Origin of the sequence: Bowmanella sp. JS7-9 (assembly GCF_004329715.1) — a bacterium.
Lineage (GTDB): Bacteria > Pseudomonadota > Gammaproteobacteria > Enterobacterales > Alteromonadaceae > Pseudobowmanella > Pseudobowmanella zhangzhouensis.
In genome coordinates this window covers 12251-34442 of record NZ_JXSY01000010.1, presented here as the reverse complement: position 1 = coordinate 34442, position 22192 = coordinate 12251, and the positions used below count along the sequence as shown (strand labels likewise).

Annotated in this window: 18 protein-coding genes; 8 read left to right on the top strand and 10 right to left on the bottom strand. The window is 47.0% G+C overall.

The window, feature by feature from the left end:
* The first annotated feature begins 431 nt into the window (after positions 1 to 431).
* The 4 genes from dnaA to gyrB are packed head-to-tail and all read left to right on the top strand — an operon-like array spanning position 432 to position 6449.
* Positions 432 to 1790: a chromosomal replication initiator protein DnaA gene (dnaA, locus tag TK45_RS05125; protein WP_217350807.1), complete on the top strand. Its 1359-nt coding sequence runs from the start codon at positions 432 to 434 to the stop codon at positions 1788 to 1790.
* Between the two features lie 20 nt (positions 1791 to 1810).
* Positions 1811 to 2914 (top strand): DNA polymerase III subunit beta, encoded by a 1104-nt coding sequence (gene dnaN, locus TK45_RS05120; RefSeq protein ID WP_131257563.1) that lies wholly within the window; start codon positions 1811 to 1813, stop codon positions 2912 to 2914.
* A gap of 15 nt (positions 2915 to 2929) precedes the next feature.
* Positions 2930 to 4036, top strand: coding sequence for a DNA replication/repair protein RecF (gene recF, locus TK45_RS05115; protein ID WP_131257562.1), 1107 nt, complete (start codon positions 2930 to 2932; stop codon positions 4034 to 4036).
* Entirely contained in the window at positions 4029 to 6449 is a 2421-nt protein-coding gene (gene gyrB, locus TK45_RS05110) for a DNA topoisomerase (ATP-hydrolyzing) subunit B (RefSeq protein WP_131257561.1), read from the top strand. The genes recF and gyrB overlap by 8 nt, the downstream gene beginning before the upstream one ends.
* A gap of 88 nt (positions 6450 to 6537) precedes the next feature.
* Here gyrB and TK45_RS05105 read toward each other — a convergent pair whose 3' ends face one another.
* The 3 genes from TK45_RS05105 to glyQ are packed head-to-tail and all read right to left on the bottom strand — an operon-like array spanning position 6538 to position 9973.
* Positions 6538 to 6978, bottom strand: a complete 441-nt coding sequence (locus tag TK45_RS05105) for a hypothetical protein (RefSeq protein WP_131257560.1) — start codon at positions 6976 to 6978, stop codon at positions 6538 to 6540.
* Between the two features lie 16 nt (positions 6979 to 6994).
* Positions 6995 to 9064 (bottom strand): glycine--tRNA ligase subunit beta, encoded by a 2070-nt coding sequence (glyS, locus tag TK45_RS05100; protein ID WP_131257559.1) that lies wholly within the window; start codon positions 9062 to 9064, stop codon positions 6995 to 6997.
* 3 nt (positions 9065 to 9067) lie between these two features.
* On the bottom strand, positions 9068 to 9973 hold the full coding sequence (gene glyQ / locus TK45_RS05095) for a glycine--tRNA ligase subunit alpha (RefSeq protein WP_131257558.1): 906 nt from the start codon (positions 9971 to 9973) through the stop codon (positions 9068 to 9070).
* 103 nt (positions 9974 to 10076) lie between these two features.
* On the opposite strand from glyQ, the gene TK45_RS05090 reads away from it, so the two are divergent.
* On the top strand, positions 10077 to 10661 hold the full coding sequence (locus tag TK45_RS05090) for a DNA-3-methyladenine glycosylase I (RefSeq protein ID WP_131257557.1): 585 nt from the start codon (positions 10077 to 10079) through the stop codon (positions 10659 to 10661).
* Here the strand turns inward: TK45_RS05090 and TK45_RS05085 are convergent.
* From TK45_RS05085 to TK45_RS05070, 4 genes are all read right to left on the bottom strand, one after another.
* Positions 10651 to 11091 (bottom strand): DUF2489 domain-containing protein, encoded by a 441-nt coding sequence (locus TK45_RS05085; protein WP_165490706.1) that lies wholly within the window; start codon positions 11089 to 11091, stop codon positions 10651 to 10653. The two genes, TK45_RS05090 and TK45_RS05085, sit on opposite strands and share 11 nt — an antisense overlap.
* Positions 11088 to 11603, bottom strand: a complete 516-nt coding sequence (gene yihI, locus TK45_RS05080; RefSeq protein WP_131257556.1) for a Der GTPase-activating protein YihI — start codon at positions 11601 to 11603, stop codon at positions 11088 to 11090. The genes TK45_RS05085 and yihI overlap by 4 nt, the downstream gene beginning before the upstream one ends.
* A gap of 52 nt (positions 11604 to 11655) precedes the next feature.
* The gene (locus TK45_RS05075; RefSeq protein WP_254426547.1) at positions 11656 to 12333 is read right to left on the bottom strand and encodes a class I SAM-dependent methyltransferase; all 678 of its coding nucleotides are present in this window, start codon (positions 12331 to 12333) and stop codon (positions 11656 to 11658) included.
* A gap of 380 nt (positions 12334 to 12713) precedes the next feature.
* Positions 12714 to 13337, bottom strand: coding sequence for a cytochrome c (locus TK45_RS05070; RefSeq protein ID WP_131257555.1), 624 nt, complete (start codon positions 13335 to 13337; stop codon positions 12714 to 12716).
* Between the two features lie 162 nt (positions 13338 to 13499).
* Here TK45_RS05070 and yihA point away from each other — a divergent pair, with 162 nt between their 5' ends.
* Positions 13500 to 14102, top strand: coding sequence for a ribosome biogenesis GTP-binding protein YihA/YsxC (yihA, locus tag TK45_RS05065; protein ID WP_131257554.1), 603 nt, complete (start codon positions 13500 to 13502; stop codon positions 14100 to 14102).
* 332 nt (positions 14103 to 14434) lie between these two features.
* Here yihA and polA read toward each other — a convergent pair whose 3' ends face one another.
* Complete coding sequence (gene polA / locus TK45_RS05060) at positions 14435 to 17194, bottom strand: DNA polymerase I (RefSeq protein WP_131257553.1); 2760 nt, start codon at positions 17192 to 17194, stop codon at positions 14435 to 14437.
* Positions 17195 to 17583: 389 nt separating this feature from the next.
* Here polA and elbB point away from each other — a divergent pair, with 389 nt between their 5' ends.
* Complete coding sequence (gene elbB / locus TK45_RS05055) at positions 17584 to 18255, top strand: isoprenoid biosynthesis glyoxalase ElbB (protein ID WP_131257552.1); 672 nt, start codon at positions 17584 to 17586, stop codon at positions 18253 to 18255.
* On the opposite strand, the gene TK45_RS05050 is transcribed toward elbB, so the two are convergent.
* A complete protein-coding gene (locus TK45_RS05050) occupies positions 18243 to 19097 on the bottom strand; it encodes a serine aminopeptidase domain-containing protein (RefSeq protein ID WP_131257551.1) in 855 nt (284 codons plus the stop codon). The genes elbB and TK45_RS05050 overlap by 13 nt on opposite strands.
* Before the next feature lie 200 nt (positions 19098 to 19297).
* Between TK45_RS05050 and TK45_RS05045 the strand changes: the two genes are divergently transcribed.
* Positions 19298 to 20749 (top strand): TrkH family potassium uptake protein, encoded by a 1452-nt coding sequence (locus TK45_RS05045; RefSeq protein ID WP_131257550.1) that lies wholly within the window; start codon positions 19298 to 19300, stop codon positions 20747 to 20749.
* 5 nt (positions 20750 to 20754) lie between these two features.
* Here TK45_RS05045 and trkA read toward each other — a convergent pair whose 3' ends face one another.
* Positions 20755 to 22188 (bottom strand): Trk system potassium transporter TrkA, encoded by a 1434-nt coding sequence (trkA, locus tag TK45_RS05040; protein ID WP_131257549.1) that lies wholly within the window; start codon positions 22186 to 22188, stop codon positions 20755 to 20757.
* Positions 22189 to 22192: the final 4 nt, after the last annotated feature.

The window sequence follows — 22192 nt, the reverse complement described above, 5'->3', positions numbered from 1 at the left end:
GTAAGGCACGTTGTCAACGACTGATCGTCCAGATCCATAAGAGTTTTTGCCTGATCGAGTAGTGGCTTGTTGATAAAAGTGCAAAAACTGGTTTCTTTATCCACAGAAAATGTCGCTAATAGCAAGGTTTTTGCCAACTTTTTAGCCAACAACGATTTATTGCGGAGTGTAACTGACCATTCTTGTTACCCGCCTTTCATGATAAAAAGTTGATATAAAACAATGGTGTATATCATTTTTTAGGGGAAAGCATAAATCCGCTTAAATTCAATGTTGAAGTTGTGGATAAATTTGCGCGATAATCGTTGCCCGCTGAAAAATACTTCGCGGCACGATACATGGTCATTGCAACGAATAAGCAAAAAAGGCCCCCGGTAAAAGAATTAAAATTGGCTTGAAAGTGATGTTCAGGCCTGATGGAACGTGCGTTTATGTCACTTTGGAATCAATGTCTGGAACGACTGCAGCAAGAATTGCCAACTCAGCAATTTAGCATGTGGATAAGACCACTGCGCGCTGAGTTGGACAGCAACACGTTAGTGTTGTTTGCCCCAAATCGATTTGTGCTGGATTGGGTCAAAGATAATTACATTGATCAAATTAGTTCGTTATGTCGTGAATTCTGCCATGGCAATGCGCCCACGTTGCGTTTCGAAGTTAGCGCGATGCGTCCCGTCACACCTGTGTTTACTCGTCAGGCTGTGGAGCAACCAGCTAGGGTGTTTGAACAATCAGTTGCCCAGCAACCGCCGGCGGCGATGCCTCCTAAAAGTAATATCAATCCAAACTATCAGTTTGATAACTTTGTGGAAGGTAAGTCTAACCACATGGCCAAGGCGGCAGCGATTCAGGTTGCGAATAATCCCGGTAGTAAGAGTTCTAACCCTCTGTATATCTACGGTGGGACAGGTTTAGGTAAGACTCACCTGTTGCATGCTGTGGGTAATGGCATCATGGCGAAAAAGAAAGATGCCAAAGTGGTGTATATGCATTCAGAGCGATTTGTTCAGGACATGGTCAAATCACTGCAAAATAATGCGATTGAAGAATTTAAGCGTTATTACCGTTCTCTCGATGCGTTGCTAATCGATGACATCCAGTTTTTCGCCAATAAGGAACGTAGTCAGGAAGAGTTTTTCCATACGATAAACTCGCTACTCGAAGGTAATCAGCAGATCATCTTAACGTCAGATCGTTATCCTAAAGAAATTCAGGGTGTGGAAGATCGTCTTAAATCCCGTTTCGGTTGGGGTCTTACCATGGCGATAGACCCGCCTGAGTTAGAGACCCGGGTGGCGATCCTGATGCGTAAGGCACAAGAAAACCGCATTCATCTGCCAGACGAGGTCGCATTTTTTATCGCTAAGCGCCTGCGCAGTAATGTACGTGAGTTAGAAGGCGCGTTAAACCGCGTCATCGCGAACGCTAACTTTACCGGCCGACCTATTACCATTGATTTTGTGCGTGAAGCACTGCGCGATTTACTCGCGTTACAAGAAAAGTTAGTCACCATTGACAATATTCAGAAGACAGTGGCTGAATACTATAAGATCAAAGTCGCGGATATTTTGTCAAAACGTCGTAGCCGCAGTGTAGCGCGTCCACGTCAGGTTGCCATGGCTCTGGCGAAGGAACTCACGAATCATAGTTTGCCTGAAATAGGCGATGCTTTTGGCGGACGAGATCATACAACAGTGTTACATGCCTGTCGTAAGATTGAACAGTTACGCGAAGAAAGTCATGATATTAAAGAAGATTATCAAAACCTGATCCGAACATTGTCGTCATAAGAAGAATTAAGAGTAAGCGCATGAAATTTACAATTAGCAGGGAAAACTTTTTACAACCGCTTCAGTTAGTATCCGGTGCCGTTGAACGACGTCATACCTTACCAATTCTCTCCAATGTACTGATCAAGGTAAGTGAAGGCTCACTGTGGCTGACTGGTACTGATTTAGAGGTTGAACTCATTTCTAATGTCACTCTGACAGGTGATCATCAGGATGGAGAAATCACGGTTCCTGCGAAAAAACTGTTTGATATTGTTCGTGGTTTACCCGAAGGCAGTGAAGTTCAGTTCAGTGTTGAGGACAGTCGCGCATTGTTGCGTTCAGGTCGAAGCCGTTTCACTTTATCCACTTTATCTGCATCGGATTATCCAAATCTGGAAGATTGGCAGGGTGATCTCGAATTCGAGATTTCTCAGGCCGAACTTAAGAAGCTGATTGATAGCACCCAATTTGCAATGGCTCAGCAAGACGTTCGCTATTATTTGAACGGTATGTCGTTGGAGACAGAAGAGGGTGTGATCAGAACCGTTGCGACCGATGGACACCGTCTAGCGCTCTGTCGCTTGGCGTATACCGAAACACCATTACCGGTTCGTCAGGTGATCATTCCTCGCAAGGGTGTGATAGAGATCCAACGTTTAATTGGAGATGGTGACAAGCAGGTTAAGATCCAGATTGGTGCAAACCACATCCGGATGTTCTCCAGTGATTTTATCTTTACCAGTAAATTAGTGGATGGCCGCTTCCCGGATTATCGCCGTGTGCTGCCGAAAGATGGGGATAAGACAGTTATAGCCGAGAAGGGGTTACTCAAAAACTCATTTGCCCGTGCAGCCATCTTGTCTAATGAAAAGTTCCGTGGTGTACGCTTGAATCTGACATCGGGTGAGCTAAAAATCACTGCAAATAACCCAGAGCAGGAAGAAGCCGAAGAAATCGTTGATGTGAACTACCAGGGTGATTCTCTCGAGATTGGCTTCAATGTCGCTTACCTGCTGGACGTGTTCAATACGCTAAGCTCTGAGCAAGTCAAGATTTCGTTGGCTGATGCCAATAGCAGTGCATTAATCGAAGCTTCTGATGATGACGCAGCACTCTACGTCATCATGCCAATGCGCCTCTAAGATAGCGACACACCTATGCGCCTGGACGCTGTCCAGATAAAATATTTTCGCAATATTCAGGATGCTGTGCTGATGCCGGCATCCTGCTTAAATATTATCGTCGGCGAAAATGGTTCCGGTAAAACCAGCTTACTCGAAGCTATCCATTACGTAAGTTATGGACGGTCGTTTCGTACCTCTAAATATCAAAATTTAATAGCCCATGAAAGCAGTGCTTTCGTATTGTTTGCACGGGTATTCGACCAGCATAGTGGCGTCCGAAAGGTTGGCTTAGAGCGAAAGAGAAATGGTCAGGTCGATATGCGTATTGATGGCGAAAAGCTAAATCGTATTTTGGACTTTGCCAGCCGCATGCCGACGCAGGTTTTTACGCCGCTGTCTTCAGAGTTGTTAACCGGCTCACCAGGTAATCGTCGTAGCTTTGTAGATTGGTTATTGTTTCACGTGAAACAACGCAGTTTTAGCGAATTGTCCAAGCGCTATTCTCAGGTACTTAAGCAGCGCAATGCCATGCTTAAAACAAGACAATTGGATAGCCAGCAAGAAGGTTTCTGGCTAGCTCAATTGAACGAGTATGGCAGCGTCATAGACCACTTACGCCAAGAGATCGTTGAACAGTTAAAACCACACTTTTCCCACATAATTGCGCAATTCTTACCTGAGTTTTCATTTGAAATCACGTATTATAGAGGCTGGGAAAAGGATGCAAATTTAGCCGATTCTCTGGCAACTCACAGTCATCGAGACCGTGCTTATGGATTCACGAGTGTTGGCCCTCATAAGGCTGATATTCGCATAAAGGCCGATGGGAAGTCGGCGCAAGACATCCTGTCTCGAGGACAACTGCGTGTGTTAACAGCCGCGTTGCAATTATCGCAAAGTCGATTGCTCTATCAGCAAAACAGCGAGCGATGTTTGTTCCTATTAGATGACATAGGCGCGGAGCTGGATAAGCACAAACGAGGCTTATTTTTACAAGAGTTGCTTAAAGCAGAGGCGCAAATTTTTGTTACCGCTACAGATGTTCATCAGGTTACAGATGTACTGACAGAGTCTGTGGATAAAAAAGTGTTTCACGTGAAACAAGGTATCGTGAACGAGGAGAAAATAATAAATGGCTGAACAAAGTAATTATGATTCATCCAGTATCAAGGTATTGAAAGGGCTGGACGCGGTACGTAAGCGTCCGGGTATGTATATCGGTGATACAGATGATGGTACCGGCTTGCACCATATGGTGTTCGAAGTTGTCGACAACTCCATCGATGAAGCGTTAGCGGGTTACTGCAGCCAAATCAAAGTTACCATTCACAATGATAACTCCGTTTCGGTAGAAGACGATGGTCGTGGTATTCCGACTGACTTACACCCGGAAGAGGGTGTCTCTGCTGCGGAAGTTATTATGACTGTTCTGCACGCCGGGGGTAAATTTGATGACAACTCTTACAAAGTATCTGGCGGTCTGCACGGTGTAGGTGTATCAGTTGTTAACGCACTGTCTGAGAAGCTGCAATTACGCATTAAACGTAAAGGTCAGGTGCACGAACAAGAGTATCGTATTGGCGAACCACAAGCGCCATTGGCCGTGACTGGTACAACTGAATCAACGGGTACGCGCGTGCGTTTCTGGCCAAGTGCGCAGACTTTTACCAACATAGAATTCCATTACGATATTCTTGCTAAACGCTTGCGTGAATTATCTTTCCTGAACTCTGGCGTCTCTATTCTATTGACCGATGAGCGTGATGGTAAGCAAGATCAATTCAAATATGAGGGAGGTATTCAGGCTTTTGTTCAGTACCTCAATCAGAATAAAACACCTGTGCACCAAAAAGCCTTCCACTTCGCTAATGAGCGAGAAGATGGCATTTCTGTAGAAGTTGCAATGCAGTGGAATGATGGCTTCCAGGAGAATATTTTCTGTTTTACCAACAACATTCCTCAACGTGACGGCGGTACTCACTTAGCCGGTTTCCGAGCAGCCCTTACCCGAACCCTGAATACCTTTATGGAGAAGGAAGGTTTAAATAAGAAGGATAAAGCGGCTACCAGTGGGGATGATGCTCGCGAAGGTTTAACAGCTGTCATTTCTGTTAAGGTTCCTGATCCTAAGTTCTCTTCTCAGACCAAAGATAAGCTGGTGTCTTCTGAAGTGAAATCTGCGGTAGAAACTGTCATGGCTGAGAGACTGCATGAGTTTTTACTGGAAAACCCGGGCGATGCGAAGGTCATCGTGGGTAAAATAATTGATGCCGCTCGCGCCCGTGAAGCAGCACGTCGTGCCCGTGAAATGACTCGACGCAAAGGTGCATTAGACCTTGCCGGATTACCAGGTAAGTTGGCAGATTGTCAGGAAAAAGATCCAAGCTTATCTGAACTGTACATAGTGGAAGGGGACTCGGCCGGTGGCTCTGCCAAACAAGGCCGAAATCGAAAAAATCAGGCGATTTTGCCTCTGAAAGGTAAGATCCTCAACGTTGAAAAGGCCCGCTTCGACAAAATGCTGTCTTCACAGGAAGTGGCCACTCTGATTACTGCATTAGGTTGTGGCATTGGTCGCGATGAATATGACCCTGAAAAATTGCGCTACCACAGCATCATTATTATGACGGATGCGGATGTGGATGGTTCTCACATTCGTACTTTGCTGCTGACCTTCTTCTATCGTCAAATGCCTGAAATTATCGAGCGTGGCTACGTCTATATCGCCCAGCCGCCTCTGTACAAGATCAAGAAAGGTAAACAAGAGCAGTATCTTAAAGATGACGCGGCACTCACTGCGCACTTAACAAATATTGCACTTGAGGGAGCCAGCCTGCATGTCAATGCAGATGCGCCAGGAATTAGTGGTGCTGCGCTAGAGCAAATGGTTCGTCAGTTCCAGTCAACGATGAATCTGATCGAGCGTATCAGCCGCATGATGCCACGCAATCTGTTAACTCGTTTGGTATATACACCTGTGTTAGATAAAGCCCATTTAAAAGATAAGGCCAAGCTAACTGAAATGGGTGAGCATTTAGTTGCTGCGCTGAGTGAGCATGAAGTGGATGGTGCTTCCTATCGTTTCGATATTAATGACGATATGGAACGTGGTGGATATGTTCTGGCTATTACGATCCGCCAACATGGTATCGACAGCACCTATAACCTCGATGCAGATTTTGTCGATTCAAGCGAATATGGTCGCCTGAAAGAACTAAATCAGGTTATCAACGGCTTAATTGAAGAGGGTGGTTACATCAAGCGTGGCGAAAAGACTCTGGAAGTTGAATCCTTTGCACAAGCATTGGATTGGTTGATGGCAGAGTCTAAGAAAGGTCAGTATATCCAGCGCTATAAAGGTCTGGGTGAAATGAACCCTGAGCAATTGTGGGAGACTACCATGGATCCCGCTAGCCGCCGTATGCTGCAAGTCACTATCGAAGACGCAATCGGCGCTGATCAGTTATTTACCACCTTGATGGGTGATCAGGTAGAACCTCGCCGAGCATTTATTGAAGAAAATGCACTGCGAGTAGCTAACCTTGATGTGTAACTATTTGATAATTAAATAAAAAAAGAGGCAAACGCCTCTTTTTTTATAGTTGAATTTCGGGAAGTCCAATCCGTTGGTGAAGCGTTACTTACAAGCGGTTTACTGTGACGCGCGGATATTCGCTGTCCTGAAAGTCGATAACGAAACGGAACTTGCCTGATTTTTCCGGGGTAAACTGGAAATTTTCGAAACCAGAAAAACAGTTGGCGTTTACCCACTGACCTTCGTACAAGGTTTTATCTTTATTTTCGAAGGCGTAACCGCAGTTCGTACCGGCGCTCCAGCCCTTATCGATGAACTTAAATTCGTAAGGCTGTCCATCGGCTATCAGTTGTGCATCTGCTACGTAGCGATATCCGAACTCATTGACCAATTGATACTTATTATCGACTTCCCACCAGGTAAAATTACCGACCAGATACATATTTGCGTAGTCCGGTCTCGGGGTCATTTCGAGGTAATTCTTAATTGGGGTACTACAGCCACTTAGCATTAATGCCAATGTGGCTGGTAATAAACGTTTAAACAACGGGTTATCCTGCTTCTTATTGATTTAACAAGGCGATATCAGCAACCTGAAGGAATTGTTGCTGTAAATCATTTAACAGACCCAGTCGATTTTTCCGCAGTTCAGCGTCATCAGCCATGACCATTACCTGATCAAAAAACGCGTCTACCTCTTCGCGCAACGTGGCAAGTTCGGTTAATACTTGCTGGTAATCGTTACTGGCTACCGCAGGTGCTGTACGCCCTTTTACGGCTTGTAAGGCTTCTCCAAGCGCTATCTCTGCGTCTTCTTGTAGCAAAGATAACTGCCAGCCTTCTGATACGTCTGACGCATTCTTACTAAGAATGTTGGATACGCGCTTATTGGCTGCTGCCAATGCTTCTGCGCCTGCTAATGACTTGAAGTGGCTTACCGCAAAAATTCGCGCAGCGAAGTCTGTTGGTTGAGTAGGTTTACGAGCCAACACAGCCTGAATTACATCTACTGTAATCCCTTGCTCCTGATACAACGCCCGCAGACGACCTAGCAAGAACTCCAGAACGTCCTGTTCAACGGTTTGATTGCTGAGCTTATCCGTCAATAACGACGCTGCTTTGGCGATTAGAACCTGTAAATCCAATGGTAATTTGCTTTCGGCAATAACGCGCAGTGTACCTATGGCAGCACGTCGCAAGGCAAAAGGATCTTTATCGCCTTTGGGTAACATGCCAATACCCATGATACCAACCAGGGTGTCCAGTTTATCGGCTAGCGCGACCGCGCAGCTGATAGGATTTTGCGGTAATGCATCGCCGGCGAAACGCGGCATATACTGTTCGTTTAGTGCATTGGCAACGTTTTCCGGTTCGCCGTCGTGATAGGCATAATGCATGCCCATCACACCCTGCACATCCGGGAATTCCATGACCATATTGGTCATCAGATCGGTTTTACTCAGCAAACCGGCACGTTTGGCCTGCTGAACGTCAGCACCGAGTTGCTCGGCAATAAAACCAGCCAATTCTGCAATACGTTCTGATTTGTCTTTTAATGTGCCCAGTTTTTGCTGGAACACCACAGTACCTAACGTCGCAATCCGGCTTTCCAGGCTCTGCTTCTTATCGGTATTAAAGAAAAATTGTGCGTCGGCCAAACGTGGACGTATAACCTTTTCGTTGCCACTGATGACCTGAATAGGGTCTTTACTTTCAATGTTGCTGATAAAAATAAACTTATTGATTAAGCGGCCCTGGTTATCGAAAAGCGGGAAATACTTTTGGTCACCCTTCATCGTGTAAATCAGGGCTTCCTGTGGCACGGCGAGGAACGACTCTTCAAACTCCGCTAGCATCGCCACCGGCCACTCAACCAACGCTGTCACTTCGTTAAGCAGATCTTCCTGAATCTCGGCTACTGCGCCAATTTCTTTGGCTTTGGCATCAATCTGCGCCCGAATAATGTCTTTACGCTCTGCGAAATCAACAACAACATACTGTTGCTCGAGTACGGCTTCATATTGGTCGGCATGATTGAGGGTAACTTGCCCTTGTGAATGAAATCGATGACCGTTTAGCACATTGGCCGATGTCCTTCCCAATACACTAGCTGGTAAAACGCGCTCGCCATACATTACCGTGAGGGTATGAACAGGGCGGATAAACTGTGTCTTGTTGTTGCCCCAACGCATTGGTTTGGGTACCGGCAATTTTGCAACGGCAATGCTAAGCATGCCTTCGATCAACTGATCCAGCGGCTGACCTTGCTGTAATGCCTGATAAACCAACCATTCGCCTTTATCCGTGGATAAACGCTCAGCCTGACTGATTTCAATCCCGTTACCTTTGGCCCAACCCAGCGCGGCTTTGGTTGGATTACCTTCTGCATCGAATGCGGCAGAAACGGCAGGACCACGCTTTTCAATCGTCTTATCTGCTTGCTGCCAGGCTAATTGACTTACTTTTACTGCCAGACGGCGTGGTGAGGCTAGCCAGTTGACTTGACTGTAGCTGAGTCCGGCAGCGTCCAGTTCGGCCTGCAGATTGTCTGCTAATGCTGTCGCTAGGGCGGCAAGTGACTTTGGTGGCAGTTCTTCGGTGCCAATTTCAATTAATAGATTTTCTGACTGCATGAATTACTGCTCCTGCTTACACATAGGGAATCCAAGCTCTTCGCGAGCGGCGAAGTACGCTTCTGCACAGGCTTTTGCCAGCGTGCGGACGCGCAGAATAAAACGTTGACGCTCGGTTACCGAAATCGCGTGGCGTGCATCCAGAAGGTTAAATGCATGAGAGGCTTTCATAACCTGCTCATAGGCAGGTAAGGGCAGGCCTTGCTCGATAAGAAACTGAGACGCTTTTTCGCACTCATCAAACTCGTTAAACAACGCAGGTACATCTGCCAATTCAAAGTTATATTTGGATTGCTCAACTTCATTCTGGTGGAACACGTCACCGTAGGTAACTTTACCCATAGGGCCATCAGTCCAAACCAGATCATAAATACTGTCTACACCCTGGATATACATCGCCAGACGTTCGAGTCCGTAGGTGATTTCACCAGTTACAGGTGAGCACTCAAGGCCCCCTACCTGTTGGAAATAGGTAAACTGTGTGACTTCCATGCCGTTAAGCCATACTTCCCAGCCAAGACCCCAGGCACCCAAAGTAGGCGATTCCCAGTTGTCTTCTACAAAGCGAATATCGTGAACCAGCGGATCGAAGCCCAGTTCCTGTAAAGAACCCAGATACAATTCCTGAATATTATCGGGTGACGGTTTCAGCATGACCTGAAATTGGTAATAGTGCTGCAATCGGTTTGGGTTTTCGCCATAGCGGCCGTCGGTAGGACGTCGACACGGTTGCACATAGGCACTGCTGATAGGCTCGGGACCAATCGAACGCAGGAAAGTCATTGGATGGAAGGTGCCTGCACCGACCTGCATATCCAGTGGCTGAATAATTACGCACCCCTGGCGCGCCCAATAATCCTGTAAGGCCAGAATCAGGCCCTGAAAGGTCTTAATATCAAACTTTTGCATGTGGCAACTTTTTGCTGATGAACCGATTAAAAATGCGCACAAGTATACCTTTTGCGGCGCGTTGAATGTAGGCTAAATTTGCGCTAAACCTCAGGAATTAAACATGAATCAGTTAAAACGTTGTGCCTGGCCAGGCAAGGATCCGATGTATCAGCAATATCACGATGAGGTGTGGGGGCGTCCCGTGTCTGACAGTCAGGAATTATTTGCAAAATTATGTTTGGATGGGCAGCAAGCGGGCCTGAGTTGGATCACCATTTTGCGTAAACAGGCTAATTACGAGCAGGCGTTTCTACAGTTCGAACCTTCAAAAATTGCCCTGTTTGACGAAGGTGACGTTGAACGTTTATTGCAAAATCCGAGTATCGTGCGTAATCGTTTGAAGATCCAGTCCATTATCCGAAATGCTCGCGCATTTTTGGCATTGGAGCAGCAGGGTATTAATTTCAGTGACTTTCTATGGGCATTTGTTGGGCACAAAACGATAGTAAATAAATGGCAGGAGCAAGGACAGGTGCCCGCAACCAGTCCGGAGTCAGATGCCATGTCGAAGGCCCTGAAAAAAGCTGGATTTAACTTTGTCGGCAGTACGATTTGCTACGCATTTATGCAGGCAGTGGGCATGGTCAATGACCACATTACCGACTGCCATTGTTACGCTGAATGTGTCGCGGCGGCTAAACGCTAAATTTGGCCAGTGTTTCGGCTTCAAGCAGAATCTGACTCTCTAACTCTGCTTCCCATTCGCTGCGGGACAAATCCATTTTGCGGCGTTCCAGCTTGTTTTGCTGCGCTCGCGCCTCGTGCGTCGGCAAGTTTTTCACTTTATCGTATAGCGCGTGCAGGGCAGGGAATCGTCCACGATAGTCGGGCTGCGGTAAAACGGGGATGGCATCCAGTAACACGCATAACCGAATACTCGCCTCAGACAAATCGCACTGTTGTTGGACGGTTGCCAGAGCGATGGTTTGAATACTCTCGGTAATTTTCTCGATGCGAGCAGCGCGGGCGGCTTTTTGTCGTTGACCTTGTTTATACAATAACGTCAGCAAATAGCCGGCGTAACCGGCGAGCCCAAGAATAATTAAGCTTGCAGCAGAAACCAGCATATTTGTCATTTGCGATACTCATTGAGATCGGACTGTTCGAAACGTTCCAGCAAGTCAGCGTCATCATCTTCTTCGTCAACGTCATCAACGCTTTCAATCCCGAGCATCTTACAAAGCTGTTGGTGACGTGCGAGTTTTTCATCGACAAAACGTTGCTCGTCTGTAGTTATCTTTTTACCTTGCTCTAACTTCGCTATCAGCTGTTCCAGACGCTTATCGTTCTCTATGGCCTCAAGTTCCTGTGCAGGTGAGAAGAAGCGTGGTTTGTTTATCTTCGGTTTTGCCTCGGCAATTAGCGCGATAGGCTTTTTGCTCCCGAGGCGTGGATCCACTGCTGACGCTTTGGTTTTCGCGACAGGTTTTTTCTTCTGGCCCTCGGCTTGTTTATTGCCGGCAGGTTTGCCTTTATGCTTTTTGACACGCTCATTACTGGGTTGAGACTTTCTCAACTTTTCTAATTCTTCTTTAGGAAGCTTGCGCACGCCGATTAAACCGACTTTACGCGTTTTTTTCTTTGCCATGGTTTTACTGTAAACAGGGAAGTTGGGTGGTATTTTACGCTGCCAAGTCTTACTACGCGAGTTTTTGCAGCAAGATCACATCATTACTCACGATAGTCATCGAAAGGTTGTCCCGTTCAGCCAACCAACGGAACGTTGCCTCGCTGAAAAAACTGACATGGGTAAAATCATTCTTGTAGTGCCAATTTGTGAATTTTTCTTTGCTCAATACACGCTTGGTCATGATGCCAATCCAGCCGCCCGGTTTAAGGCAATCCAAAAATATCTGCCATTCACGATAGGGCGTATGAAAATGTTCAATCGCTTCGCTACAGCTAATAAAATCATATTGCTGTGCCAATACGTTGCGGTTGGGATAATAGTTTGGGTCAAACACATGCATGCTATGACCACCACTCTTGCTTAGCATGTTGGCCAACAGCGGTGTTGGACCACAACCAAAATCCAAGCCGTTACTATTCGGCTGCAATACCTGATTGAGCGGAGCTGCCAGTTTATTCAGGAAACGACGATAACCCTCATCTTCAGCATGATTTTCATGTAAGTCGTATTCATGTTTCTCTTGCTGTGCGTTCGGTAAAAACTCTGGTTCGACGAACACCAGTTGGCATTGCGCGCATTGCTGGTAACGGCGGCGTTTATCCTGATGATAAAAGTGAGTTTGAGAAAAGTGGCAAAGGGGGCATGTCATGGCGCAGAGTGTATCAACAGGCAAAGAAAAAGGCGACATAGTCGCCTCTCTTTAATATTCAGTGCCTTAAGACACTTCTCCCATTACCAGTCCCTAGAAACTGACAACGTCCTGTGTAGCGCTTCACTTTTTATTGTTGTTTACGAAGCTCTTTTTCTATTTATTGGTCATCCTGACGCTTTATTAACCATCCCTAAAACTATATGGCAATCGCCACATATTAGCGCACGTACTCAGTCTTCCTGACTGTGGTATTTCGTGTCCGTGTTTTAACTGGAGGCCAGAATACAGGAAAAAATAAAATTTACAACTTTTTTACAAGTAAACTGAACAGCAGTCATTAAACTATATGTTGCTGGCTAAATAATCAACAAAAAAGCGGCCTGTTAGCCGCTTTTCGTCGCATTTGATTGCTTGCTTTAGTGTAAACCGGCAACAAATTTTGACAGCAATGCGATATCGTCATCACTTAAACGCTTCGCGATATCACGCATCATGCCGTTCATATCATTAGCGCGTTGGCCGCTACGGAATTTTTCCAGCTGAGCTTTAACATAAGCACTGTGCTGACCGCTGATATCCGGGAATTTTGCTAGCTCCATACCATTTCCGCGCGGGCCATGGCAGGCTGCACACGCTGCAATGCCTTTTTCAGCATCGCCACCCTGATACATTTTCATTCCGGCAGCAACAACATCTTCCGGGGTTTCACCACCAGTCATCTCCTGGCTTGAGAAATAGGCAGCTAAGTCCTCGATATCCTGATCTGACAGCGCAGCGGCCTGCGCGCTCATAATCGGATCATTACGACCTTCAGCGCCAGCTGTTTGTGCTGCTTTGCGAAAATCATGCAATTGCTTAGCAATGTAGCCTGCATGTTGACCGGCGATCTTTGGATACATATCGATGGCCGCGTTACCGTCCGCACCATGGCAAGCAGCACAGACCATAGACTTATCTTTTCCGGCTTGTGCATCACCTGCGGCCGCTGCCTGAAAGCTTAAGCCAGATGTGACCAACAGCAGAAGACAGAGTTTTTTCATAATCATTCTCGTAGCACTGAGTAGTTTGAAGCCATTATTGTACACAATTAGCCACTAAGGAAAATATATTCCCAAGGTTTTGTAGGGATTTATTCAATTAAAACAAGGCGCATTGTGCAGCCTGTAGTAAAATAGCCGCATACATAAAGTTTGGAGAGTAAGTTGAGTTATTTCACCCAGGCCCAGTTCTTTACCAGCGCCCCCGACATTAAGCACCTGCCAATGGATGATGGTATTGAAATTGCGTTTGCCGGACGTTCCAATGCAGGCAAATCCAGTGCGTTAAATACCCTGACCCGACAAAAAGGTCTGGCACGTACCAGTAAAACGCCTGGACGTACCCAGATGATCAACGTGTTTACCCTGGAAGAGGGACGTAGACTGGTGGACTTACCAGGATATGGTTTTGCACAGGTTCCACTGGAAATGAAAAAGAAGTGGCAACGCTCATTGGCTGAGTATCTGGAAAAGCGCAGCAGCCTTAAAGGCCTGGTGGTGCTGATGGATATCCGCCATCCGTTCAAAGATCTCGACCAGGACCTGATTCGTTGGGCGGTGGATAGCAAATTGCCGGTATTAGCCTTGTTGACTAAAGCCGACAAATTTAAGTCGGGTAAACGAAAGGCACAGGTATTGATGGCTCGCGAAGCGGCAATTGCGTTTGGTGGAGATGTGCAGGTAGAAGCCTTTTCTTCACTGGATAAAATTGGCTTACCTTTACTGGAAAATAAACTGTTCGATTGGTTTGGTATGTCTCAGGAATAAAAAAACGCCTCGCATTTAGCGAGGCGTAGAAGGGAGACAAACATGAAAACACAATACACTCATAAACTCTGACGCTGTGTCCGCAGCAAAGTTCATTTATCCCGCAAAAATTTTTTCAGGCATAAAAAAAGCCCCGGCAATTGCCGAGGCCGAAGCAAAGGTCTGATAGATAAACATCTTACCTCTGTACCCTACGCTGCAAATGATAGCGTAGGAACATGGGAAATCAACAATAAATGTAATAATTTTTCATTTAATGCGGTTTTTTCTATCTTTTTTGTGTTTAACGGGTCTTATTTTGTGTTTGTGTGTCATTAAATTACAAAATGTGATCAGTGTGCCTCATCCCAGTTTTTGCCAATACCGGCCTCAACTAATAATGGCACGGCTAGTTGAGCGGCATTTTGCATGATGTTGCAGATCTTTTTCGCAAAGTCCTCAGCAAGGTCGTCACGGATTTCAAATACCAGTTCATCGTGTACCTGCATAATCATGCGCACCGCATTGTTGTCCAGCGTATCTATCCAGGCATGTACCGCTAACATCGCTTTCTTGATGATATCCGCAGCTGTGCCTTGCATTGGCGCATTTATCGCGGCGCGTTCAGCCCCTTTTCTGGCAATCGCATTGCTGGAGTGAATATCGGATAAATACAAGCGACGACCGAACACGGTTTCGACATAGCCATGCTGCTTGGCAAACTCGCGGGTATTTTCCATATAGGTCAGCACGCCAGGATAACGTTCGAAGTATAGGTCCATGTAATCCTGTGCCTGATAACGAGGAATACCCAATTGCTTGGATAATCCAAACGCCGACATGCCGTAAATCAGGCCAAAGTTAATCGCTTTGGCGCTGCGGCGTTGTTCAACTGTGACTGCCTCGAGATCAACCTCAAATACTTCGGCAGCAGTGGCTTTATGTACATCACGTCCCTGTGCGAAAGCGTCCAGCAAGCCTTTATCGGCAGAAAGGTGCGCCATAATGCGTAATTCAATTTGCGAGTAATCTGCGGCGACAATTTTATAGCCTGGATTAGCGACGAATGCTTTGCGAACTTTGCGGCCTTCCTCAGTGCGGATAGGGATATTTTGCAAATTTGGATCGGTAGACGAAAGGCGTCCTGTGGCCGCGACCGCCTGATGATAAGATGTATGCACCCGGCCAGTTCGGTGGTTTATCATTTGCGGCAATTTATCTGTGTATGTGGATTTGAGCTTAGTCAGGCTGCGATATTCCAGAATCAGGCGTGGCAAGTCGTAGTTTTCTGCCAATTCCTGCAAAACGTCTTCTGCGGTAGATGGTGCGCCCTTGGGGGTTTTTTTAATTACTGGCAATTGCAGTTTATCGAACAAAATTTCCTGTAGTTGCTTAGTAGAGCTCAGATTAAACGGCTGACCAGCCAAGTCGTGCGTTTGCTTTTCCAGTTCCAGAATGCGACTGGCCAGATACTGGCTCTGCTCACCCAATTGTTGGCTGTCAATTAGCACACCGGTTTGTTCAATTTTTGCCAGTACCGGAATCAGAGGCACTTCTACTTCGGAAAATATGTGTGCCGGGCCCTGCTGCTCACTAAGCTGTGGCCAAAGACTCTGGTGAATTCGCAGGGTGATATCCGCATCTTCGGCGGCGTAGTGGGCCGCCTGTTCCAGCGCGATCTGGTTGAAGGTTAGCTGTTTTGCACCTTTACCTGCGATTTCTTCAAATTTAACGGTTTTTACGTCAAGTAACCGGCTGGCGAGGGAATCCATATCATGACGGCCGGCATTGCTGTTAAATACGTAAGACTCAAGCATGGTGTCGAACTTCACGCCACGCAGCGTAATGCCATAATTTGCCAGTACATTCATATCATATTTCAGATGCTGGCCAACTTTAGCGCGGCTATCGTCTTCTAATAAGGGTTTTAGTTGACTCAGCACCCAGCTCCGCTCCAATTGTTCTGGTGCATCAGGATAGTCATGAGCGACAGGAACGTAGGCGGCCTCGCCGGGAATGACACTGAAAGACAGACCAACCAATTCTGCTTCCATGTAATCCAGGCTGGTGGTTTCGGTGTCAAACGCAAATAGCTCAGCCTGCTGGAGTTTATCCAGCCAACGCTGAAAGTGTTCTTTGTCCAGAATGGTCTCGTAGCTAATTGCCACTGGCGTATCTGCTTCGGCAGGAGCTGAAGCAATCGCGCTTGCTGGCAGATTCGCTTTTTGTAGTTGGCGTTCTGCTTCATCGCGCCAGCGCTTAATTTCGAGATCACTAAATAATGTGAATAATGTTTGGTGGTCCGGATCTGTGGGAGACAGGGTAGTGGGGCTATATGGTAGCTCAACGTCGGTTTTAATTGTGGCCAGCAGGTAGCTCAGGCGCGCCTGCTCCTCATACTCAGCCATCTTGGCTGCCATGGTCTTGGCACCACGAAAATCCAGGCCCGCGATTTTATCCAGGTTGGTGTAAATCTCATCGATACCGCCAATGCCCTGTAGCATACCCAGCGCTGATTTATCACCCACACCTGGTACGCCGGGGATGTTATCGACTTTATCGCCTTTCAAGGCAAGTAAATCGATTATTAACTCCGGGCCGACACCGAATTTGGTGACCACCCCGTCGTTATCCATGATGGAATTATCCATGGTGTTGATCAGCGTGACATGCTCGTTAACCAACTGCGCCATGTCTTTATCACCAGTGCTGATTAGGGTATGGATACCTTGCTCACTGGCTTCTCTGGCAAGCGTGCCAATAACATCGTCCGCTTCGACACCTTCTTCAACGATCAGGGGCAATCCCAACGCTCGAATAATTTTATGCAATGGCTCTATCTGGCTGCGCAGATCATCTGGCATGGGAGGGCGATGGGCTTTGTATTCCGGATAAATATCATCCCGAAAGGTTTTGCCTTTAGCATCAAACACCACGGCAATATGTGTCGGATGATACTGATTTATCAGGCTCTTGAGCATATTTACTACGCCGAAAATAGCGTTGGTGGGTTGGCCTTTGCTATTACGCAGGTCTTTGATCGCGTGAAATGCCCGGAATAAATAAGATGACCCATCAACCAGGATAAATGGGTTGTCAGCGATTTTTTTCATGGTGAATACATATCGGGAAAATATGGCGACAAGGATGCCACAGTTACCTTATCTCAACCAGTGAACAAAATTGCACAACTTGTGGATAAGTTTGTAGATAATTTTTTCGCGATTAGCATGAACGCACCTCGTGTCGTGGACAAGAAGTGTCTGAAGGCTATGTTAATAATGCTCTGTAAGGAATAAGAAGAAACTTGAGACCTTGTTATTATTCTTGTATTCCATTGTGGATATTCCGATTTGTCAAAGCTGAGCAGGTCAAATCGGACAAGTACAATAACATAACCAGATTGGTTGAAAAGTGTTCTGTTTAAAGTTTTTTTGATTTAAAGCTGATTTAAAAATAATCAACAAGCATAAGGTAATAAATACAAGGGCTGGAGCAAGATATGAAAAAAGTCGCGATAATTCTAAGTGGCTGTGGTGTGTATGATGGTGCAGAGATTCATGAAGCGGTACTAACTATGTTGGCCGTCAGGCTGGCAGGGGCTAGTTACCGCTGTTTCGCGCCGGATAAAACACAATTGCATGTGATCAACCATCTGACCGGGCAGCCGCAGCCTGATGAGACTCGCAACGTTTTGGTGGAGTCGGCGCGCATTGCGCGTGGCGATATTCAACCGCTCAGTGACTGTCACGCCAGGGATTTTGATGTTTGTTTGGTGCCCGGTGGCTTCGGTGCTGCAAAAAACCTGTGTTCGTTTGCAACGGAGGGCTCGGCCATGTCAGTAGATAGTGAAGTTGTAAGGGTATGCAGGGAGTTTAGTCAGGCTGATAAACCGCTGGGCTATGCGTGTATCTCGCCTGCGATGGTAGCAAAAATACATGGTGAAGGTATCTCTGTGACGATTGGCAATGACAAGGAGACCGCGCTCGCCCTCGAGAATATGGGCGCGAAACATGTCAATTGTGAGGTTAATGATGTGGTGCTGGATAAGGCCCATAAAGTCGTCACCACGCCAGCCTATATGTTGGCAACCAACATCGAGCAAGCTTGGGAGGGGATCCAAAAATGGGTGATGCAAGTGTTGGCATTAGCTGAAAAACATCACACTTTTTGATCCAGCACGCTGAGGATAGCGGGTAGCAGATAGGTTGCCCATAGCGCTTCCTGCTGCCGATGCCGGAAAAAGCCGAAGTGGCCAATTCGCTTAAACGGCGTTTGCGATGATGAAATATGTTGATGGTCTATGTCATTTCGCGCAAACAGCCTGTGCAGCGCGCGAGCACTTTCAAGGGAAATCATGTGGTCATCGTCAAATGTCAGTGCGACAACCTTTTGCTTAGTGCTGGTAAATGTCGCGCGCATGCTAGGTGGCGCGGCAGCAAGGCAGTAATCGGAGTCGAGGCACCACTTGCGCCACTGATAGATGACTCTTTTGGGTAAGTTGGCGACCACCCCTAATTTTTTCCCCGGAAAATAACCAAACAAAGGGGTGAGTGCAGGAACTATCAAATGCCAAAGTGTGAGAGCTTTAAAGCGCATGGTCATGGGAGCAAGGCGCCAAAAACCACTGCCCGAGGCAATACTGACAATGCCGGATAATTCAGTTTGGTTGGGGATTAGAGGGAAAATTTGCCCGCTCAGACTATGTCCCACCCAGGTTATTTTAAGGTCTGGCCAACTTTCACGGCACCAGGCAATGACCCGGGCACAGTCAGTCTCAATCCAGTCTGTGATGTTGATGTCGATGTGTTTCAGTTGTTTGGGGGAATTGACACCCATGCCCTGAAAGTCAAACGTGACCGCAATGAACCCCTTTGTGGTGAGCCAGTTCGCCAGAGCAGCATAGTAGCGTTGATTAACTCCCATCGCCGGGGCAAGAATGATAACGCCATGCGCTTCGCTATCAGGCAGGTAAGGGGTGAGACTTACCTTAAGTGGATTTTTCGGCAAATTCATTATGCGTGTACGCCTTTGCTGCACTGATAGCTGGTTTTACTTTATCGGGGCGCTAACCATTTGAGAAATAAAAAATACTAAAAGGCTTTAGGTTTAGAAAACTAAAGACAATAATAGGCTGATAAAAACTATGAAAAAACAGCCAATTAGTTAGCATTTCTGCTGATTGTCAGGCTGATAACAGGTGCAAACATAACAACATGCAGTATCGTTCCATCATCCGCATATTGGGATTGCTTGTCGCGCTTTTTAGTGTTGCGATGATTCCGCCTGCGTTGGTATCTGTTATCTACGCCGATGGCAGTGGTTTGCCCTTCGTTACTGCCTTTGTTATCAGCATTGTCGCTGGCCTGAGCCTTTGGTACCCCAACCGCGAATTTAAGCGGGATCTCAAAGCCCGTGAGGGATTCTTAATTGTTGTGTTGTTCTGGACGGTGCTGGGCAGTGTGGGGGCATTACCCTTTATCCTGCTTGAACAGCCTAAAATGACGGTGGCCGACGCATTTTTTGAGTCCTTCTCAGGTTTAACTACCACCGGGGCAACTGTCATTCAGGGAATCGATTTCCTACCCAAAGCAGTATTGTTTTATCGACAGCAGCTTCAGTGGTTAGGGGGGATGGGGATCATTGTACTCGCTGTCGCTATCCTGCCTATTCTTGGGGTGGGTGGGATGCAGTTATATCGCGCCGAAACTCCGGGGCCGATTAAAGACTCGAAAATGACTCCGCGTATCGCCGATACAGCGAAACACCTATGGTACATCTATCTGGCGTTGACCACTGCCTGCACACTTGCTTATAAAGTTGCAGGCATGGGTTGGTTTGATGCTATTTGTCATGCATTCTCAACTATCGCAATCGGTGGGTTCTCCACCCATGATGCCAGCATGGGCTATTTCGACAGTCCGCTTATCAACATTGTTTGTGTTGTTTTTCTGTGGATCTCAGCACTGAATTTCGCCCTGCATTATGCAGCGGTTAGCGGGCGCACCTTGAAAGGCTACCTCTTTGATCCCGAGTTAAAAGCCTTTTTCATGCTGCAATTCGCGCTGATTCTGGTGTGTTTCCTGGTATTGCTGCATCACAACTGGTACGCCTCAACCGAAGCTACGCTGGATCAGGCCATGTTTCAGGCGGTCTCTATAAGTACGACCGCCGGTTTCGCGACAGATAGCTTTGCAGAATGGCCGCTGTTCTTACCCATACTGTTAATTTTTGCCAGTTTTATTGGTGGCTGTGCTGGCTCTACCGGTGGCGGGATGAAAGTTATCCGGATCGTGCTTTTGTATATTCAAGGCATGCGCGAAGTAAATCGTCTAATTCACCCCAAAGCCGTGTATATGGTCAAACTGGGTAACCGCGCGTTGCCAGACCGCGTTGTGGATGCAGTATGGGGCTTCTTTTCTGCCTATGCGGTAGTGTTTGTGGTGATCATGCTGTCATTGATTGCCACCGGCATGAATGACATCTCGGCGTTTTCGGCGACAGCGGCGTGCTTAAATAATCTCGGTCCGGGCCTGGGGCAGGTGGCAGCGCATTTTGGTGACGTCACAGATACCGGCAAGTGGTTATTAGTCGTTGCCATGCTGTTTGGCCGACTGGAGATATTCTCATTGCTGGTTCTGTTCACCCCAGCCTTCTGGCGTAGCTAAGAGGCTTACCCGAAGAAAAAAGCGCTGGGTTGGAACAGTTTCTCAACGTCCCGTACGTACTTTTTGTCTACTAAAAACAGAATAACGTGGTCGTCGGGCTGAATAACCGTATCGGAGTGCGCAATCAGTACTTCATCTTTTTGCGCAATCGACTCAATCATTTTATTTGAGTGTGCCAGTAACGGATCGGCTTTGCGCACTATTGCACCGATAGTGGCACCAGGTGGCAGTTTGATATCTTTAATCTGACGACCTATCACTTTCGAAGTTTTTTCATCACCATGGGCGACGGCCTCTATAGCTTCCGCGGCACCACGGCGAAGTGAGTACACATTAACAATATCACCCTTGCGTACGTGGGTAAGCAGTGCAGAGATAGTTGCCTGTTGTGGGGAAATAGCGATATCGATCTCACCGCCTTGTACCATATCCACATAGGCACCGCGCTGAATCAGTACCATGGTCTTCTTGGCGCCCATTCGTTTTGCCAGCATAGCGGACATGATATTTGCTTCGTCATCATTAGTGACAGCGATAAATACATCAGCCTGTTCGATATGCTCTTCGCTGAGCAATTCATGGTCTGATGCATCCCCCTGGAACACCAGAGTATGGTTCAACTGGCTGGCCAATTGCTCTGTTCGTTGCGCCGAGCGTTCGATCAGCTTGACGTTGTGGCGTTCCTCCAGCTGCTTTGCCAGCCCGGCACCAATCAGGCCACCACCGGCGATAATGATGCGTTTATAGCTACTTTCCAGCTTCTGTAACTCGCTCATAACCGCTCGAATATGTTTGGTCGCGGCGATAAAAAACACTTCATCGTCGGCTTCGATAACTGTGGTGCCTAACGGACGTATGGGTTTGCCCTGACGGTAAATGGCCGCCACGCGGGTATCCACGTTCGGCATATGTTCACGTAGAGTAGATAAAGCATGCCCAACCAGTAGACCGCCGTAGTAGGCTTTTACTGCGACCAGGCTGACTTTGCCATCCGCAAATTCCATGACTTGCAGGGCGCCCGGATAGTCAATCAAGCGGCGGATCGACTGCGTTACCAATTGCTCCGGCGCAATAAGGTGGTCAACCGGGATATCCTGCGGCTTAAATAACTGTTCCTGAAAATTGAGATAGTCTTCAGAGCGAATACGCGCAATTTTTGTGGGCGTTTTAAACAGGGTATGGGCAACCTGACAGGCCATCATATTGGTTTCATCACTATTGCTTACCGCGATCAGCATATCCGCATCTTCGGCGCCGGCCTGTTTCAGGATGTTAGGGTGAGAGCCGTGGCCCTCAACAATCCGTAAATCCAGTCTGTCTTGCAGTTCGCGTAACACCTGAGCATTGGCGTCAATGATGGTAATTTCATTTTGCTCGCCGACTAAGTTTTCAGCGAGTGTGGCACCGACCTGACCGGCACCCAGAATGATTATTTTCATTAAC

Excerpts from the sequence above, each read along its gene's own strand:
- recF (WP_131257562.1), top strand. The coding sequence starts at position 2,930 with ATGCGCCTGGACGCTGTCCAGATAAAATATTTTCGCAATATTCAGGAT.
- TK45_RS05090 (WP_131257557.1), top strand. The coding sequence starts at position 10,077 with ATGAATCAGTTAAAACGTTGTGCCTGGCCAGGCAAGGATCCGATGTAT.
- TK45_RS05050 (WP_131257551.1), bottom strand. The coding sequence starts at position 19,097 with ATGAATTTGCCGAAAAATCCACTTAAGGTAAGTCTCACCCCTTACCTG.
- TK45_RS05085 (WP_165490706.1), bottom strand. The coding sequence starts at position 11,091 with ATGACAAATATGCTGGTTTCTGCTGCAAGCTTAATTATTCTTGGGCTC.
- glyQ (WP_131257558.1), bottom strand. The coding sequence starts at position 9,973 with ATGCAAAAGTTTGATATTAAGACCTTTCAGGGCCTGATTCTGGCCTTA.
- elbB (WP_131257552.1), top strand. The coding sequence starts at position 17,584 with ATGAAAAAAGTCGCGATAATTCTAAGTGGCTGTGGTGTGTATGATGGT.
- dnaN (WP_131257563.1), top strand. The coding sequence starts at position 1,811 with ATGAAATTTACAATTAGCAGGGAAAACTTTTTACAACCGCTTCAGTTA.
- yihI (WP_131257556.1), bottom strand. The coding sequence starts at position 11,603 with ATGGCAAAGAAAAAAACGCGTAAAGTCGGTTTAATCGGCGTGCGCAAG.
- TK45_RS05070 (WP_131257555.1), bottom strand. The coding sequence starts at position 13,337 with ATGAAAAAACTCTGTCTTCTGCTGTTGGTCACATCTGGCTTAAGCTTT.
- dnaA (WP_217350807.1), top strand. The coding sequence starts at position 432 with ATGTCACTTTGGAATCAATGTCTGGAACGACTGCAGCAAGAATTGCCA.
- glyS (WP_131257559.1), bottom strand. The coding sequence starts at position 9,064 with ATGCAGTCAGAAAATCTATTAATTGAAATTGGCACCGAAGAACTGCCA.
- gyrB (WP_131257561.1), top strand. The coding sequence starts at position 4,029 with ATGGCTGAACAAAGTAATTATGATTCATCCAGTATCAAGGTATTGAAA.
- TK45_RS05075 (WP_254426547.1), bottom strand. The coding sequence starts at position 12,333 with ATGTCGCCTTTTTCTTTGCCTGTTGATACACTCTGCGCCATGACATGC.
- TK45_RS05045 (WP_131257550.1), top strand. The coding sequence starts at position 19,298 with ATGCAGTATCGTTCCATCATCCGCATATTGGGATTGCTTGTCGCGCTT.
- polA (WP_131257553.1), bottom strand. The coding sequence starts at position 17,194 with ATGAAAAAAATCGCTGACAACCCATTTATCCTGGTTGATGGGTCATCT.
- trkA (WP_131257549.1), bottom strand. The coding sequence starts at position 22,188 with ATGAAAATAATCATTCTGGGTGCCGGTCAGGTCGGTGCCACACTCGCT.